The organism is Dietzia sp. JS16-p6b, from assembly GCF_003052165.1.
Classification (GTDB): domain Bacteria; phylum Actinomycetota; class Actinomycetes; order Mycobacteriales; family Mycobacteriaceae; genus Dietzia.
Map to the genome: position 1 here is coordinate 2,250,259 of NZ_CP024869.1, position 15,201 is coordinate 2,265,459.

Below are 15,201 nucleotides of genomic sequence, written 5' to 3' on the forward strand. Positions count from 1 at the left end.
GCGATCAGTGGTCCGACGGCATGTCACGCCGCGGACGGGTCGGTTCCGGGGACGACGACGAGGCGACCGGATGCCCGACCGTGTCGCAGATCCTCGTAGGCCGCGGGCACCTCGTCCATCGTGCGCTCCTCGACGACCGAGACGATCTCCCCTCGGCCGCGAGGGCGAGGACGGCGGCGAGGTCGGCGTGCGGGCCCCAGAAGGGTGCGGATACCCGCCACCCGCGAGGGACCGCGCCCTGCTTGTCCACCGTCAGGGCCCCGCCCGCGGAACCGACCACGGTGAGTCCTCCTCCGGTGCCCAGCATGCGGGCGCCCTGCGCCACCGTCTCCTGCGCGCCGACGAAATCGAAGACCAGGTCGGCGCCCGTGCCCGCGGCCAGCCGGTCGACCACCTCGGCGGCCTCGCCGACCGAGGCGACAGCGTGGTCGGCACCGAGCTCGGTGGCCAGCGCCCGGGCGCTCTCGCGGGGGTCGACCGCCACCACCACCTCGGGCGAGCGGGACCTCAACACCTGCAGTGCGAGGTGGCCGAGCCCGCCGATCCCGATCACCACGACCACCGATCCCCTCACGGTGGCGGGCTGCGACTGGACCGCGTGGTAGGCGGTGAGTCCGGCGTCGGTCAACGGGGCGAGGGCCGATCCCGTGGTGGGGTCGACGGAGACGAGGTGTCGCGCCGCGGGGACGAGCATGTAGTCGGCCAGTCCCCCGTCGCGCCCGATCCCGCCGCCGATCGCGCCCTCGAGGCGGACGCAGTAGTTGTCCCGCCCGCTCCGGCACTTCCGGCACTCACCGCACGACCACACTCCGTGCACGGCGTAGGTCAACCCGACCCGGTTCTCGTCGGCGCGGTCGCCGACGGCGACCACCGTGCCCACGACCTCGTGGCCGAGGGTGAACGGGAGCGTGTACGGCAATCGCCCCTCGGGCGAGTCCATGATGTGCAGATCGGAGTGGCACAACCCGGCGGCGTCCACCTTGAGGAGCAGTTCACCGGGCCCGGGGCGTGGCACGGGGATGCGGTCGAGCCTGGGGCCCGACCCCCACTCGTGCAGACGCCACGCCCGCATGGTCGCGGGCAGCGCGACTCCCGACGTCGGAGGTGTCATCGCGCCGTCCACCCGCCGTCGACGGTGAGGACGTGTCCGGTGACGTAGCTCGCGGCGTCGGAGGCGAGGAACAGCACCGCGCCGTCGACCTCACCCGCGCGGCCACCGCGGTTGAGCATGGTGTTGCGGCGCACCCAGGTCGCGGATTTCTCGTTGGCGAACAGCCCGTCGGTCATCTCGGTGTCGAACCACCCGGGCACCACCGCGTTGACCCGCACGCCGCGTCGGCCCCACTGGCCGGCGAGCTCGCGGGTGACGCCGATGACCGCGGACTTGGACGCCGCGTAGCCCGCGCCCCCGATCGGCGCCGTGGAGACCAGTCCGATCACCGACGAGATGTTGATGATCGAACACCCCCTCCCCTCGGGCAGGGCGTTGACGGCCGCGGCGGACAGGTGGAATCCCGAGGTGAGGTTGACGCGCAGGATGTCGTCGAACTCCTCCGCGCTCTCGGAGAGGGCGTCGGGCGGGCCGGGCCGACCGGCGTTGTTGACCAGGATGTCGACCCCGCCGCCCACCTCCGACGCCGTGGCCACGAGCCGGGCGCGGTCCTGCGGATCCGTGATGTCACACTCGACCGGCACCAACCCGGGCACCTCGGCGGCCAGGCCGGCCAGTCGCTCGGCGCGGCGGGCGGCGGCGACCACCGTCGCGCCCGCGGCGGCCAGGGTGCGCGCGAAGCCCTCCCCGAGTCCCGAGGACGCGCCCGTCACCACGGCGACCCGCCCCGTGAGATCGAAGAGCTCGGTCGGAGTGGACATCAGTAGACCGCCGTCCGGCCGCCGTCCACGGGGATCAGCGCTCCCGTGGTGTATCCGGCCTGGTCAGAAGCCAGGTGGACGACCAGACCCGCGAGCTCCGCGGGCTCACCCAGCCGGCCGGCCGGGAGCCGGTTGACCACCAGGCCGAGGAACTCGTCGTCCCAGTCCGCCGCCATGTCGGAGGCGAAGGCTCCGGGCATGATGCAGTTGACGCGCACGGTCGGCGCGTATTCCTGGGCGAAGGCACGAGTCAGGGCGTTGAGACCGTTCTTCGAGGCCGCGTACGTGGCCTCGGGCGGGCTGGGGCGCTCGGCCCCGATGCTGGAGATGTTGATGATCGACCCGCCGCCGGCCGCGACCATCCGGTCCCCCGCCACCGCCATCAGACGGAACGGGCCCTTGAGGTTGACGTCGATGGTCTTGGTGAACAGCGCCTCGGAGACCTCCAGGGCCGACGGCGCGAGCGGTGCGATGCCGGCGTTGTTGACCACCACGTCGATCGACCCGTGGTCGCGGACGATCTGGTCCACGGCCGGTTCGATGGCGTCCCAGTCGCCGACGTGCAGCGCCAACGGGTGCGCCGCATTGCCGGTCGCGGCGGAGATCTCGGCGGCCACCGCCTCGCACTGGTCGGCCTTGCGGCTCGAGACGATCACGGTGGCGCCGGCCTCGGACAGGGCGAGCGCCATGGCCTTGCCGAGGCCCCGGGTCGCGCCGGTGACGAGCGCGACCTTGCCGGCCAGGAGGGTGGACGTGGCGCTCATGATCGGGCCTCCGTGGTGGTGGGGGTGTACTTCGTGAGTTCGAGTCGCGCCATGGTGCGCAGGTGGACCTCGGTGGGTCCGTCCGCGATCTGCAGTGCACGGGTCAGGGCGTAGAACCGGCCCAGCACGTTGTCGTCGCTCACGCCGGCGGCGCCGAAGGTCTGCACCGCGCGGTCCACGACCTTGTGCGCGGTCTCCATCGCGGAGACCTTGATCGCGGCGACCTGCATCCGAGCCGCGGCGTTGCCCCGGGTGTCCATCAGCCACGCCGCCTGGAAGGTGAGCAGGCGGATCTGGTCGATCTCGATCCGGCTGCGGGCGATCCATTCGCGGACCACCCCGCGCTTGGCGAGCGGTTCGCCGAACGCGACGCGGTCCTGCGCGCGCTGGCACATCAGCTCGAGCGCCCGCTCGGCGATCCCGATAGCGCGCATTGCGTAGTGCATACGGCCGGGCCCCAGGCGCCCCTGGGCGATGGCGAAACCGTCACCCTCCTCACCGAGCATGTTCTCGGCCGGCACCCGCACGTCGGTGAAGGTGACCTCTCCGTGGCCGAGTCGGTCGTGGTACCCGAGCATCGGCAGATCGCGGACGATCTCGATCCCCGGCGAGTCGGTCGGGACGAGGATCATCGACTGCTGCCGGTAGGCGGGCCCCTCCGGGTCGGACTTGCCCATGACGATCAGGAGCGCGCAGTCGGGGTCGAGCACTCCCGAGGAGTACCACTTGTGACCGTTGATCACGTACTCGTCGCCGTCGCGCAGGATGGTCGTACCGATGTTCCGGGCGTCCGAGCTCGCGACGTCCGGTTCGGTCATCGCGAACGCCGAGCGGATGTCGCAGTCGAGCAGGGGCCTCAGCCACTTCTCCTTCTGCGCCTCGGTGCCGTACATGGCGAGGATCTCCATGTTGCCCGTGTCCGGGGCCGAGCAGTTGATGGCCTCGTTGCCGATGAGGGACCGTCCGACGATCTCGGCCAGCGGGGCGTACTCGAGGTTCGTCAGACCCGCGCCGAGCCCGTCGTGGGCCATGAAGAGGTTCCACAGTCCCTGTTCGCGGGCGATGGCCTGGAGGTCCCGCATGACCTGTGGCTGCTCATGCGGGTTGTCGTTCTCCGCGATCTGCTGGTCGTACACCTTCTCGGCGGGGTACACGTGCTCGTCCATGAACGCGTACAGCTTCTCGGCGAGCTCCGCCGTACGGTCGGAATAGGCGAAATCCATCGTGCTCTCTCGTTTCTCGGGTGGTGCCGCGTCAGGCCAGCCGGTCGATACCGGTGACGATGAGCCGGCGGATGGTCTCGGGTAGCAGCTCCTGCGCCGGGTCGTGGTGCCGACCCTCGCGGTGCCGCCGCAGGTTGTGCCCCATGATGGCCGCCATCTTGAACCTGCCGAGCGCATCGAACCAGGAGAAGTCCGACAGCGCGCCGGCGGCGGCGCAGTAGAGGTCGATCAGCTCGCCGGGTTCGGGCAGACCGGCGACTTCCCGGCCCACGCCGGGGAAGTTGGTGCCGTCGGCGAAGACGAGGAACCACCCGAGTTCGACCCGCGGGTCGCCCGGGCTCCAGATCTCCCAGTCGATCAGCGCCGCGGGCTCGGCCCCGTCGGAGAGGATGTTGCCCAGTCGGTAGTCGCCGTGGACCAGCACCGGGGCCACCGGCTCCGGGATCGATGCGGTGAGCAGTGCCTCGAACCGGTCGGCATCGGGGACGAGCTCGGGCGGGACCGCACCCATCGTGCGGACCCAGCGGGCGAGTTCGTCCGCCGGGGTGAGCACCTGCCCGTCGATGGGAAGTGAGTCCAGCGGCACCGCGTGCAGCGCGGGAAGGATCTGCGCGGCCCGCCGCATCCGGGCGGCCGCGAGCGCCGGTTCGACTGCCGGGTCGTCGAGGACCGGCTCGAGGGACTCCCCGCGCACCAGGTCCATGGCAAACCAGGCCGGGGACCGGTCATCGGTGGCCCGGATGCCGGGGACCGGCACGGCGGTGTCGGCGAGCGCGGACATGATGCGCGCCTGGCGGAGCATGTCGTGCCGCCCGACGGCCTTCTGTCCCGGGGGCACCGACTTGATCACGAACTCCTCGGTGGCGCCCGCGATCCGGTACGTCAACCCGGAATGTCCTCCCAGCATGGGATCGAGCGGCCCGAACGGGCCCCGGACCCCCTTCTCGACGAGCCCGGCGATCACCCGGTCACGCAGCAGCGACTCGGTCGTGCTCGCGTCGTTCGTGGTCGCGCCGTCGGCGGTGTCGGAGGTCGTCATGGCCGTGGCTCCCGGGGAAGACCGAGCACGCGCTCGGCGAGGATGTTGTGTTGGATCTCGTCGGTGCCACCGGCGATGCGGTAGCCGGGAGCGCCGAGGACGTGCTCGGTCCACGCCCAGGTCCCCCACTTCTCGCTGCGGAGGCTCAGCTCCTGGCCGAGGAGCATCCGGACGGTCTCGGACGTACGGGCCATCGTGTCGGTGGCGAGCAGCTTGCCCACCGACGCCTCGGGGCCGGGCTCGCGACCGGCGCCCACCGCGGCGGCGACCCGCATCCCCACCAGTCGCTGGACGAAGCTGCGGGTGACCAGGTCGGCGACGGCGTCCCGCTCCAGGGCGTCCAGTTCACGACCGGCGTTGCGGGCCAGCTCGACCGCCTGATCGGCGTTGTCGAGCCCGAGGTTGCCCGAGTCGAGCCGTTCGGCCGCCAGGACGGTGAGGGCGACCTTCCAGCCCTGGCCGACCGGGCCCAGCCGGTAGCGGTCGTCCACCTCGACGTCGTCGATCAGCACCTCGTTGAAGGAGGTCCCACCGGTCATCTGGCGGATGGGTCGGACGGTGATACCGGGGGCGTCCATGGGGACGATGAACATCGTGAGGCCCCGGTGCTTGGGCGCGTCCGGGTCCGTGCGGCACACCGCGACCCCGTAGTCCGCCACCCTCGCGCCGGAGGTCCACACCTTGGAACCGTTGAGCACCCACCGTCCGTCCTTCTCCACGGCGCGGGTACGCACGGCGGCCAGGTCGGAACCGGCCTCCGTCTCGGAGAAGAGCTGACAGGCGATGAGGTCGGTCCGGAGCATCGCGCGGACGTATTCCGCGCGCTGGTCCTGGGTCCCCCACTGCGCGACTGTCGGGGCGATGAGCTGCTGGGTCACCGGGAACATCTCGGTGCGCTGGGGGAGGTCGAAGTCCGCCTCCAGCCGGCGGAACGCCAGATCGTAGGCGATCGGCAGATCCCGGCCGCCGTACTCGGGCCCCCAGGTGACGGCCCCGTATCCGGCGTCGAACTTCGCCTGCTCGTATCCGCGGCGTCGGTCGGTCTCCTCGCGTTCCTGCTCGGCGGACCAGTTCTCGAACACCACGACGGAGTCCGGGCCCTCGCCCCAGGGTCGCGCTTGCCGGGGGCTCGCGATCGACTCCAGCCATCGACGGGCGGAGTCGAGGAATCCCCGGAGTCCATCGTCCTGGTCGGTGCCGTGCTGCTCGGTGGTGGTGCCGCTCATCGCCGGCCTCCTTCCAGAACGGTGCACGCGCTGATTCCCGGTGCGCCGTACACGTGGGTGAAGCCGAGCCTCGGGGCGCCCGGGACCTGCCGCTCGCCGGCCTCCCCCCGGAGCTGGGTGACGACCTCGTGAACCTGGCGCAGTCCGGACGCGCCGATCGGCTCACCGTTGGCCAGACACCCGCCGTCGGTGTTGACGGGGAGCGAGCCGCCGATTTCGGTCTCGCCGCGCTCGAGCATCCCTTCCTGCTCGCCGTCCTCGCAGAAGCCGCACTCGGCGAGATGCATGATCTCGGCGCCCGACTCCGTGTCCTGGAGTTGGGCCACGTCGATGTCGGACGGGGACACTCCTGCGGTCTCGAACGCGCGCCGCGCCACGACGGTGCTCACGCTGCTGGGTTCGCCCTCGCCCTGGACGGACGGGGCGAACACCTCGAAGGACCCGAACGGCCGGGTGCCGGTGGAGACCGCGCGGACGGCCACCGCGCGGCCACCCATCCTGGCCGCGACCGACTCCGACGCCAGGAGGATCGCGGCGCCACCCTCCCCCGGGTTGCAGAACATGAACTGGGTGAGCGGGTCGTTGACCATCGGCGAGGCGGCGATCTCCTCCAGGGTCTTCGGATCGCGGCGCCAGGCGTTCGGGTTGATACTGCCGTTGCGGTAGGCCTTCTCCGCCACCCGGGCGAGCGTGGTCTCCGAGATCCCGTGCCGGGCCATGTACCGCGTGATCTTCATGGCGAAGAACTGTGTGGTGACCATGAGGCCGTGGGTGCCGTACCCCTCGGTCAGGCCCCACTCCTCCGGCTTGGGGTCGAATGCACCCCGGGGGTGTTTGTCGAACCCGACGGCCAGCGCCACCTCGGCCGCTCCGGAGCGGATGGCGTTGATCGCGGAGACGAGGGCGCTGCCCCCGGTCGCGCACCCGTTCTTGACGTTGGTGAAGGGGATCCCGGTCAGGCCCAGGTCGGTGACGAGCGTGTCCGCGAGGCCGGACCCGTCGCTGCCACCGAACGCGATCTGGACGTCGGACCACTGCAGCCCGGCGTCGGCCAGGGCGGCCCGGATGGCGGTGACGGCCATCTGACGTCCGCTGACCCCGTCCTGGCGTCCGAACTTCGACAGACCGGCGCCGACGATGTGCACGTCGGACATCAGACCTCCTTCTTACTGGTGGATTCGGCGGGGGGCGCGGCATCCGCGTTGACGGCGGGGGCGGTGGCGAGGGCGAGGGCGAACCTCGGTACCGGATCGGCCCCCACCAGAACGACCTCGCGGCCGATCAGATCGATCGGCGACGTGCCCTCGAGCAGCGCCTCGACCTTGACGCCCTCGGGCAGTTCGACGTAACCGACGGCGTAGGGGCGGAAGCCCCCGGGCGGCGCCACGTACGGCGGCGACTTCGGGGCGAACCGCTGGATGGTCGCGGTCCATACCGTGCCGGTGGTGGACAGGTCCGTCTCGGCGGTCTCGGACCCACCGCAGCGCTGACAGCTCACGGAGGCGGGAAACGCCACGGTCGTGCAGTGCGCGCACCGGCTCCCCCGCAACAGCGGTGGGAGGGTCTGGTTCTCGTTCATCGTGTGCACTCCTGGTTCCGTAGACGTTTCCCGCTCCGTGATCGGTCAGATCAGCGGCCGACCCACTTGGGCTCACGCTTCTCGAGGAATGCCTGGATGCCCTCCTTGCCGTCCTCCGACTGGAGCGAGTTACCCACCGCGAAGTGCTCCATGATCATGAGCGACTTGATGTCGGCGTCCAGGCCCTGGTTCACGGCCATCTTGGTGAGCTTCATCATGAACGGGCTCTTGTCGGTCAGGGTCCCGATGAACTCCTCGACGCACTGGTCGAGCTTGTCGGCGGGGGCCGAGTCGTTGATGAGGTCGAAGTCCTTGGCCTCCTGGCCCGAGAGCAGCTTGCCCGTGAGCATGAGCTCCTTGGTCTTGCGCAGGCCGATCATCCGCGGGAGGCGGTAGATGGGGCCGGCGCCACCGAAGAGGGCGCGACGGATGTGGAAGTCGCCGATCTTGGCGTCGTCCGCAGCGATCGCGAAGTCACACGAGATCATGAGCTCGAAGCCACCGGCGGTGACGTAGCCCTCGAGCACGGCCACCGACGGCGTGTTCATCGAGTAGAGGCGGTCGCACACCTGGGCCGAGAGGACGCCGACGTCCATGGCGTTGGTGGTGCCGACGAAGTCACCCAGCAGCTCGTCGAGGTCGAAGCCCGAGCAGAACTGGTTCTGCACGCCACGGAGCACGAGCACCTTGAGGTCGGGATCCGCGTCGACCTCCTTGATGATCTCGTCGAGGCGGTGGAGCAGCTCCACGGTGACGGCGTTCTTCTTGTGGGGGCGGTTGAGCCACACGCGGGCGACGTCGCCGTCCTTCTCCAACAGAACGTGGTCGGTCTGAACCATGGTCTTTCCTTTCGTAAGTCATTCTGAACTGGATTCAGTTCATGTCTACACTGTGATGCAGGCCTCGTCAACCTCTGTCGTCGTGAGGTTTTCCTCGGCCCGGCCGGACCCGCCGAGAGGCGGATCCGGCCTGGTCAGAGCTCTGGAGAGAGCGGGTAGATCTTGAGGCTCTCCGAGCGGAAACTGATGACGACGGGCTCGCCCCTCTTCGCTCGCCGCAGCCAGTCGCCATGGACCGCGGCGGAGGCCCGGAGTCGGTACTCCTCCGGCCCCGCACCCACCTGGACGTCGTAGTAGCGACCACCGAACTCGGCGGACAGCAGAGTCGCCTCGAGGGTGATCTCCCGGTGCGAGACGTCCTCCTCCGGCCGGTGCAGCGTGATGTCGTCAGGCCACAGACGGGCGGACACGGCACGACTGTCGCCCGTCTCGCAGCGCAGCGGTAGTTCGGTGCCCGCCGCCGTGGTCCATTCCAATCCGGTGCGGTGCAACTCGAGCCGGTTGGACATGCCGATGAAGTCGGCCACGTATTCGCTCACGGGGTGATCGAACACGTCCTGCGGGGTCGCGAGCTGCTCGATCTTCCCCTGCTTCATGATCGCGAGACGATCCCCGAGCGCGAACGCCTCGGAGTGGTCGTGGGTGACGAAGACCGCGCCGAACCCCAGCTCGTCGTGCAGCCGGCGGATCTCCGTGCGCACCTGGTCGCGCAGGAGCGCGTCCAGGTTGCTGAGCGGTTCGTCGAAGAGGACGAGATCGGGCCTCGACGCCATCCCCCGGGCGACGGCGATCCGCTGCTGCTGACCGCCGCTCAACTGCGAGGGATAGCGGTCGAGCAGGTGGCCGCAGTCGACCATCTCCGCGGCCTCTTCGACCCTCCCGGAGTTGAGCGCGTCCTTGAGCTTGCGCGCCTTCAACGGGTACGCGATGTTCTTCCGCACCGTCATGTTGGGCCACAGGGCATAGGACTGGAACACCATCCCGATGCTCCGCTTGTTGGGAGGCACGTTCACGCGGTTGGCCGCGTCGAACATCGGTGCGCCGTCGAAGGCGATCGACCCCGCCTCGGGGGTCTCGAGGCCGGCGAGACACCGCAGCGTGGTGGTCTTGCCGCACCCGCTCGGACCGAGGAGGACGAGGAACTCGCCCGCTCCGATCTCCAGATCGAGCTCGTCGACGACGACGTTGCTTCCGTATTGCTTGGTGAGACCGGAGATCTCGATTTTCGCGGTCATTGGTCTTCCTCACATTCACGCCGGCGGAAAGGCTCGGCTCGGTCACCTGGTAACAGGGCGGGCGCGCACCCGCGGGACGACATCACAGCTTCTCCAGGACGTTGCGTCCGCCGATCAGCATCGCGACCGCGACACCGGCACCCGTGACCGCGGACATGAGAATCGCCATCGCGGCGACGAGGGTGTACGAACCGTTGCTCCAGTGGTCGTAGAGCAGGGTGCCCATCACCTGCGTCGTCGCGGAGCGGACCATCAGCGAGGCCGCGAACTCGTGGGTCAGGAGGATGAACATCAGCGCGATCGAGCTGAGGATGGTCGGCCGGAGCATCGGCAGCGTGATCCTCGCCATCGTCGCCACCGGGCCGGCTCCCGAGACCGCCGAGGCCTCCTCGTACTTGTCACCCATCGAGATGAGCGCCGTCAGCTGCATACGGGTCGCGAACGGGATCATGAGGACCACGTAGACCAGGATGATGACGGCCTTGGTGCCGTAGAGGATGAGCGGCGGTTCGGTGTAGGTGAGCAGGAACCCGACGCCGAAGATGACGGCCGGGATACCCATCGGCAGCGCCGTGATGAGGTCGGCGACGGTACGCAGGATGCGCAGGTCCTGCCTCCGGACCATGAGGTTCGCGACACCGAACCCGATGGGCACACAGATCAGCACGGCGACGATCGACGTCACGACACTCGTGACGACCGAGTCCACTATGCCCGGGGTGGTGACCAGCGCCCGGTAGTTGCTCAGGGTGAACAGGTCCCAGGACAGGGTCCCCGACCAGAACGGGGTCAGGGACACGATGATCACCCCTGCCAGCGGGAGGATGAGCGCGACCAGACCGTAGACGGCGACGATCGCCGTGGCCCAGTGCGAGGACCCTCCGACCGGGGAGAAGGACTTGCCCCCATGGGTGACGAACCGGGTCTGGTTGCCCAGGAGCGCCCGCTGGCCGAACACCACGAGGATGCCCATGATGACCAGGGGGGATCCCGCGGCCGCGGCGGCGGCGAAGTTGATGGGTGACTCCGAGGCCCGGAGGTACATCTCGGTGGCCAGGACCTTGACGCCCTCGTTCTGACCCAACAGCAGGGGCGCGGTGAACTGGCCGAGGCCCAGCAGCAGGGCCACACCGGCGCCGTAGACGAGCGACGGGCGCAGCAGTGGGAGGACCACCTTGAAGAACGTCCCGATGGTCGTGGAACCGGCGATCTGGGCGGCCTCGAGGTGCTCGCCGCTGATGTTCTGCATCCCGGCGCTGACGAAGAGGTACACGAACGAGGTGAGGCTGAACCCGGTGATGATGATGATCCAGGTCGGGCTGTACACGTTGACCGGGCCGGAGTTCAGATCACTCCACCAGGGCAGCATCCGGAGCAGGATGTTGATGTAGCCGGGGCCCGGGGAGAGCAGGAACGCGAATCCCACGACGTTCGCGACCGACGGGATGACGATCGGCAGGATCGGGACCAGACGCAGGAAACCCATGCGGCGCGGCAACCGGGTGGTCGCGAAGGCGAGGACGGTTCCGCACACCATGGCGATCACCAGCGAGAAGAACGCGAGCGCGGCCGTGGTCTGCAGGGTGGTGACGATGTCTGCGCGTCCGTACTGCGAGCGGTAGCCGGCCGCACCGTTCTCGAACGCCAGCGACTGGAGTTTGAACAGCGGCCAGACCACCAGGTACGCGAGCACGAGTATCAGTGCCGCGTACATCAACCGATGTCGCCATATCGACAGCGGACCTGAACTTTTCACTTCGATCTGTCCTCAGCTCGGGGTAGTGCGGTGCGGGATCGGCGGCGTGCGGGGATCCGGCCCGCGGTGGGCGAACACCTCACCGCGGGCCGGGTCGGGGCTCAGCCCAGGAAGAGCTGTTCCCACTGAGCCTGGTACTCCTGGACCGTCTCGGGATCCAGGGTGTCCGGATCACCCAGCTCGACGTCCTGAGCCGTGACCGTCGAGCCCGGCACGCCCGTGCCCGGGACGTCCGGGAGCACCGAGAGGTAGTCGGCCGAGATGGCTTCCTGACCCTTGTCCGTGATGAGGAAGTCCGCGAGCAGCTGCGCCGCGTTCGGATTGGGCGCCGAGGCGAGGACGTGGGAGTACCAGGGCACGCCCCACGGGTTCTCGGGGAGCGCGAAGTCGACCGGAGCGCCCTTGTCCTTCTCGGTCAGGACGTTGCTCGCCGCCATCGGCGCCACCCACACCTCACCGGAGGCCAGGGCCTGGGTGATCGCGACCGCGCTCGAGTAGATCCGCGGGTTCGTCTCGGCGAGCCGTTCGAGGTAGTTCTCGCCGTAGTCCACGTCGATCTTGCGGTACATGTCGACGTAGGTCGGGATGCCGTTCGGGTTCTGGATGCCGACCTTGCCGTCGAACCGGGGGTCGAGTGCGTCGTCCGGCGTCGCCAACCCCTCGGGGACCTGCGCGGTGTTCCACCCGAGGCCGAACACCGTCGCACTGGTGAGGAAGAACTTGTCCTCGAGCACGCTCTCCGCGCGGTCGTAGTCGGGGTTGTCCAGCGAGGGCGCCACGACCTCGGCCGAGTAGTCGGTGTCGAAGCTGCGGTTGATCCACCCGGCGTCCGTGGTCATGTGGACGTCCGCGACGCCGGACCCGGTGGAGTTCTCCACCTCGATCTTCGGCAGGATGTCCGCGTCCGTCCCGCGGACGTAGGTGAGGGTGATGCCGGGATACTCCGCCTCGAACGCCTGCTTGAGGGCCTCGAGGTTGTCCGGGGAGTGGGTGGAGTAGATCGTCACGCTGCCCTCCTCCTGGGCGGCGGCGACGATCTCGTCCCATGATCCCGCGAGCTCCGAACCCGATCCGGAGTCCGACCCGCACCCCGCGAGCACCAACGCGAGCGCTGCCCCGCTGGCGACAGCGGCCTTGAATCTGGAAAAGCGCATTGCTTCCCTTCCTGTGACGGCCACCGGGAGCCGGAGCCGAATTGAACTAACTTCAGTGAACTGTATGACCCAGGTCACGTGAGCGCAAGGGGAAGCGCCCGTTAACTTCGCCGGGATCCTGATCTCGGGCCGTCAGCCGAGGAACCTGCGCTCCCAGGCGGCGACGTACTCCTCCACCGCCGCCGCCTCGAGCGTCTCCGGATCCGCGAGATCGATGTCCTGCGCGACGACGTCCGAGCCCTCGACCCCCGTGCCCGGGACATCCGGCAGTGCGGCGATGTAGTTCTCCGAGAGCGCGGCCTGCCCGGCCGGGGTGAGCATGAAGTCCGCGAGCACCTGTCCCGCGTTCGGGTGGGGCGCGGCCGCCAGGACGTGCGAGTAGAACGGGATACCGATGGGGTTCGCGGGCAGGGCGAAATCGACGGGCGCGCCCTTGTCCCGTTCCGCCAGGACGTCCATGGACGCCCCGGGGGCAGCCCAGATCTCACCCGACGCGAGCGCCTGGGTGATCGCGGGCGCACTGCCGTAGATGCGGGGATTGACGCCGGCGAGCCTGTCGACGAACCCCTCCCCGTAGTCGATGTCCATCCGGCGGTAGATGTGCACGACGGCAGGGAAGCCGGCGGGATTGACGACGCCGACCTTGCCGTCGAACCGCGGGTCGAGCAGGTCCTCGGGGGACGCGAGCCCAGCGGGCACGTTCTCCGTGTTCCACGCCAGGCCGATCGAGGTCGCACTGGTGACGAAGAAGGTGTCGTCCAGCACCCCGTCCTCCGCGCGGTACGCGGGGTCGTCGATCGCCGGCGCGACCACTTCCACCGAGTAGCCACCCGAATCGAGGCTGCGCTGGATCCACCCGGCGTCGGTGGTCATGTGGACATCGGCGACCCCGCTGCCCGTCTGGTTCTCGACCTCGACCCGGGGGATCAGATCGGAATCCGTCCCGCGGACGTAGTTCAACGAGATCCCGGGATACTCCGACTCGAATGCGGTCTTGAGCGACTCCAGGTTGGCCGGGGCGTGGTTGGAGTAGATGGTCACGCTCCCCTCGTCGGTGGCGGCGGCGACGATCTCGCCCCACGAGCCGGCCAGTTCCGAACCGGTGTCGTCCGATCCGCATGCCGAGGCGACGGCGGCGGTCGTGACGAGCACCGCGATCGCGGCCACGGTGCCTGTGAACCTCATATGCTTCCCCTTTCCGGAGACGAGGAGCTCATTGAGTTGAACTCACTTCATTGCAGAATAGGGTCGAGATCACACCGCGTCAGCCGTTCGGGACGACCGGCGTCCATCCCTGCGACGGCGGCCCCGAGTGCGGATCCGGCAGCAGGGGGACGGGCACAGCGATCGGCCCGCCGGCCCGGGATACCGGGCGCGACGGGCCGATCCATTTCCGGCCCCGACTGGAGACGGCAGCGGCGACTCAGCCGACGAACTTGCGCTCCCATTCGGCCTGGTAGGCGGTGACAGTCTCGGGATCGAGGTCCTCGTGGTCCGCGAGACCGATATCCTGGGCGATCACCGATGATCCCTCGATACCCGTCCCGGGGATGTCCGGAAGCGCGGCGACGAAGTCGGCGGAGATGGCCTCCTGCCCCTCGGGCGAGATGAGGAAGTCGGCCAGTACCTGTGCGGCGTTGGGGCTGGGCGCGGAGGCCAGGACGTGGGAGTACCAGGGCACGCCGAACGGGTTCTCCGGCAGGACGAAGTCGACCGGCGCCCCCTTCTTCTTCTCCGTGAGGACGGTGCTGCCCGCCATCGGGGCAGCCCAGACCTCACCGGAGGCCAACGCCTGGGTGACGGCCACGTTGCTGGCGTAGATCTGCGGGTTGACCGTCGCGAGCCGGTCGACGAAACCGTCCCCGTAGTCGACGTCGATCTTCTGGTACATGTCCACATAGGTGGGCATACCGTTCGGATTCTGGATACCGACCTTGCCGTCGAGCCGCGGATCCAGGACATCGTCCGGCTCCGACAGCCCTTCGGGGACGTTGTCCGTGTTCCAGCCGAGCCCGAAGACAGTCGCGCTCGTGACGAAGAACTTGTCCTCGATCACGCTGTTCTCGGACTGGTACCCGGGCTGCTCCAGATTGGGGGCCACGACCTCGGTCGAGTAGTCCGTGTCGAGGCTGCGGTGGATCCACCCGGCGTCCGTGGTCATGTGGACGTCCGCGACTCCCGTCCCGGTCTGATTCTCGACCTCGATCTTGGGAAGGATGTCCGCATCGGTCCCGCGAACGTACACCAGCGTGATGTCGGGATACTGCGCCTCGAACGCCACCTTGAGCGCTTCGAGGTTCGTCGGCGAGTGGCTCGAGTAGAGGGTGACTTCCCCCTCCTGATTGGCGGCCTCGACGATCTCATCCCACGATCCGGCGAGTTCGGAGCCCGAGCCCCCTCCCGTGCCGCACCCCGCGAGCACGAGGGCGAGCGCCATCCCACCTGCCACGATTGACCTGATCCTTGCTGTTCTCATCTGCGATCTCCTGGGGGTCAGGCTCCGGGGTATACTCC

14 protein-coding genes are annotated in these 15,201 nt (G+C 69.0%); all 14 read right to left on the reverse strand.

Features of this window, described 5'->3' with window-relative positions; genetic code table 11:
* Positions 1-4 precede the first annotated feature (4 nt).
* The 14 genes from CT688_RS10290 to CT688_RS10355 all read right to left on the reverse strand — a co-directional run bounded on the left by CT688_RS10290 (position 5) and on the right by CT688_RS10355 (position 15,163).
* Positions 5-1,111, reverse strand: coding sequence for an alcohol dehydrogenase catalytic domain-containing protein (locus CT688_RS10290; protein WP_234414832.1), 1,107 nt, complete (start codon positions 1,109-1,111; stop codon positions 5-7).
* Complete coding sequence (locus CT688_RS10295; RefSeq protein WP_107756818.1) at positions 1,108-1,872, reverse strand: SDR family NAD(P)-dependent oxidoreductase; 765 nt, start codon at positions 1,870-1,872, stop codon at positions 1,108-1,110. The genes CT688_RS10290 and CT688_RS10295 overlap by 4 nt, the downstream gene beginning before the upstream one ends.
* Entirely contained in the window at positions 1,872-2,636 is a 765-nt protein-coding gene (locus tag CT688_RS10300) for an SDR family NAD(P)-dependent oxidoreductase (RefSeq protein ID WP_107756819.1), read from the reverse strand. Before CT688_RS10300 ends, CT688_RS10295 begins: the two co-directional genes overlap by 1 nt.
* The gene (locus CT688_RS10305) at positions 2,633-3,859 is read right to left on the reverse strand and encodes an acyl-CoA dehydrogenase family protein (RefSeq protein ID WP_107756820.1); all 1,227 of its coding nucleotides are present in this window, start codon (positions 3,857-3,859) and stop codon (positions 2,633-2,635) included. Before CT688_RS10305 ends, CT688_RS10300 begins: the two co-directional genes overlap by 4 nt.
* Before the next feature lie 31 nt (positions 3,860-3,890).
* Positions 3,891-4,898: a phosphotransferase family protein gene (locus tag CT688_RS10310; RefSeq protein WP_107756821.1), complete on the reverse strand. Its 1,008-nt coding sequence runs from the start codon at positions 4,896-4,898 to the stop codon at positions 3,891-3,893.
* Entirely contained in the window at positions 4,895-6,124 is a 1,230-nt protein-coding gene (locus tag CT688_RS10315) for an acyl-CoA dehydrogenase family protein (protein WP_107756822.1), read from the reverse strand. The genes CT688_RS10310 and CT688_RS10315 overlap by 4 nt, the downstream gene beginning before the upstream one ends.
* Positions 6,121-7,278, reverse strand: coding sequence for a thiolase family protein (locus CT688_RS10320; protein ID WP_107756823.1), 1,158 nt, complete (start codon positions 7,276-7,278; stop codon positions 6,121-6,123). Before CT688_RS10320 ends, CT688_RS10315 begins: the two co-directional genes overlap by 4 nt.
* On the reverse strand, positions 7,278-7,703 hold the full coding sequence (locus CT688_RS10325; RefSeq protein WP_107756824.1) for a Zn-ribbon domain-containing OB-fold protein: 426 nt from the start codon (positions 7,701-7,703) through the stop codon (positions 7,278-7,280). Before CT688_RS10325 ends, CT688_RS10320 begins: the two co-directional genes overlap by 1 nt.
* 50 nt (positions 7,704-7,753) lie before the next feature.
* Positions 7,754-8,542, reverse strand: a complete 789-nt coding sequence (locus CT688_RS10330; protein ID WP_107756825.1) for an enoyl-CoA hydratase/isomerase family protein — start codon at positions 8,540-8,542, stop codon at positions 7,754-7,756.
* 134 nt (positions 8,543-8,676) lie between these two features.
* Entirely contained in the window at positions 8,677-9,777 is a 1,101-nt protein-coding gene (locus CT688_RS10335; RefSeq protein ID WP_107756826.1) for an ABC transporter ATP-binding protein, read from the reverse strand.
* Between the two features lie 82 nt (positions 9,778-9,859).
* Entirely contained in the window at positions 9,860-11,491 is a 1,632-nt protein-coding gene (locus CT688_RS10340; RefSeq protein ID WP_107756827.1) for an iron ABC transporter permease, read from the reverse strand.
* Between the two features lie 143 nt (positions 11,492-11,634).
* A complete protein-coding gene (locus CT688_RS10345; RefSeq protein ID WP_107756828.1) occupies positions 11,635-12,687 on the reverse strand; it encodes an ABC transporter substrate-binding protein in 1,053 nt (350 codons plus the stop codon).
* A gap of 132 nt (positions 12,688-12,819) precedes the next feature.
* Complete coding sequence (locus CT688_RS10350) at positions 12,820-13,872, reverse strand: ABC transporter substrate-binding protein (protein WP_107756829.1); 1,053 nt, start codon at positions 13,870-13,872, stop codon at positions 12,820-12,822.
* 238 nt (positions 13,873-14,110) lie between these two features.
* On the reverse strand, positions 14,111-15,163 hold the full coding sequence (locus CT688_RS10355) for an ABC transporter substrate-binding protein (protein ID WP_107756830.1): 1,053 nt from the start codon (positions 15,161-15,163) through the stop codon (positions 14,111-14,113).
* Positions 15,164-15,201 lie beyond the last annotated feature (38 nt).

Bases quoted from the DNA above. Each gene is read 5' to 3' on its own strand.
- CT688_RS10290 (WP_234414832.1), bottom strand. From the start codon at position 1,111: ATGACACCTCCGACGTCGGGAGTCGCGCTGCCCGCGACCATGCGGGCG.
- CT688_RS10295 (WP_107756818.1), bottom strand. From the start codon at position 1,872: ATGTCCACTCCGACCGAGCTCTTCGATCTCACGGGGCGGGTCGCCGTG.
- CT688_RS10300 (WP_107756819.1), bottom strand. From the start codon at position 2,636: ATGAGCGCCACGTCCACCCTCCTGGCCGGCAAGGTCGCGCTCGTCACC.
- CT688_RS10305 (WP_107756820.1), bottom strand. From the start codon at position 3,859: ATGGATTTCGCCTATTCCGACCGTACGGCGGAGCTCGCCGAGAAGCTG.
- CT688_RS10310 (WP_107756821.1), bottom strand. From the start codon at position 4,898: ATGACGACCTCCGACACCGCCGACGGCGCGACCACGAACGACGCGAGC.
- CT688_RS10315 (WP_107756822.1), bottom strand. From the start codon at position 6,124: ATGAGCGGCACCACCACCGAGCAGCACGGCACCGACCAGGACGATGGA.
- CT688_RS10320 (WP_107756823.1), bottom strand. From the start codon at position 7,278: ATGTCCGACGTGCACATCGTCGGCGCCGGTCTGTCGAAGTTCGGACGC.
- CT688_RS10325 (WP_107756824.1), bottom strand. From the start codon at position 7,703: ATGAACGAGAACCAGACCCTCCCACCGCTGTTGCGGGGGAGCCGGTGC.
- CT688_RS10330 (WP_107756825.1), bottom strand. From the start codon at position 8,542: ATGGTTCAGACCGACCACGTTCTGTTGGAGAAGGACGGCGACGTCGCC.
- CT688_RS10335 (WP_107756826.1), bottom strand. From the start codon at position 9,777: ATGACCGCGAAAATCGAGATCTCCGGTCTCACCAAGCAATACGGAAGC.
- CT688_RS10340 (WP_107756827.1), bottom strand. From the start codon at position 11,491: ATGTACGCGGCACTGATACTCGTGCTCGCGTACCTGGTGGTCTGGCCG.
- CT688_RS10345 (WP_107756828.1), bottom strand. From the start codon at position 12,687: ATGCGCTTTTCCAGATTCAAGGCCGCTGTCGCCAGCGGGGCAGCGCTC.
- CT688_RS10350 (WP_107756829.1), bottom strand. From the start codon at position 13,872: ATGAGGTTCACAGGCACCGTGGCCGCGATCGCGGTGCTCGTCACGACC.
- CT688_RS10355 (WP_107756830.1), bottom strand. From the start codon at position 15,163: ATGAGAACAGCAAGGATCAGGTCAATCGTGGCAGGTGGGATGGCGCTC.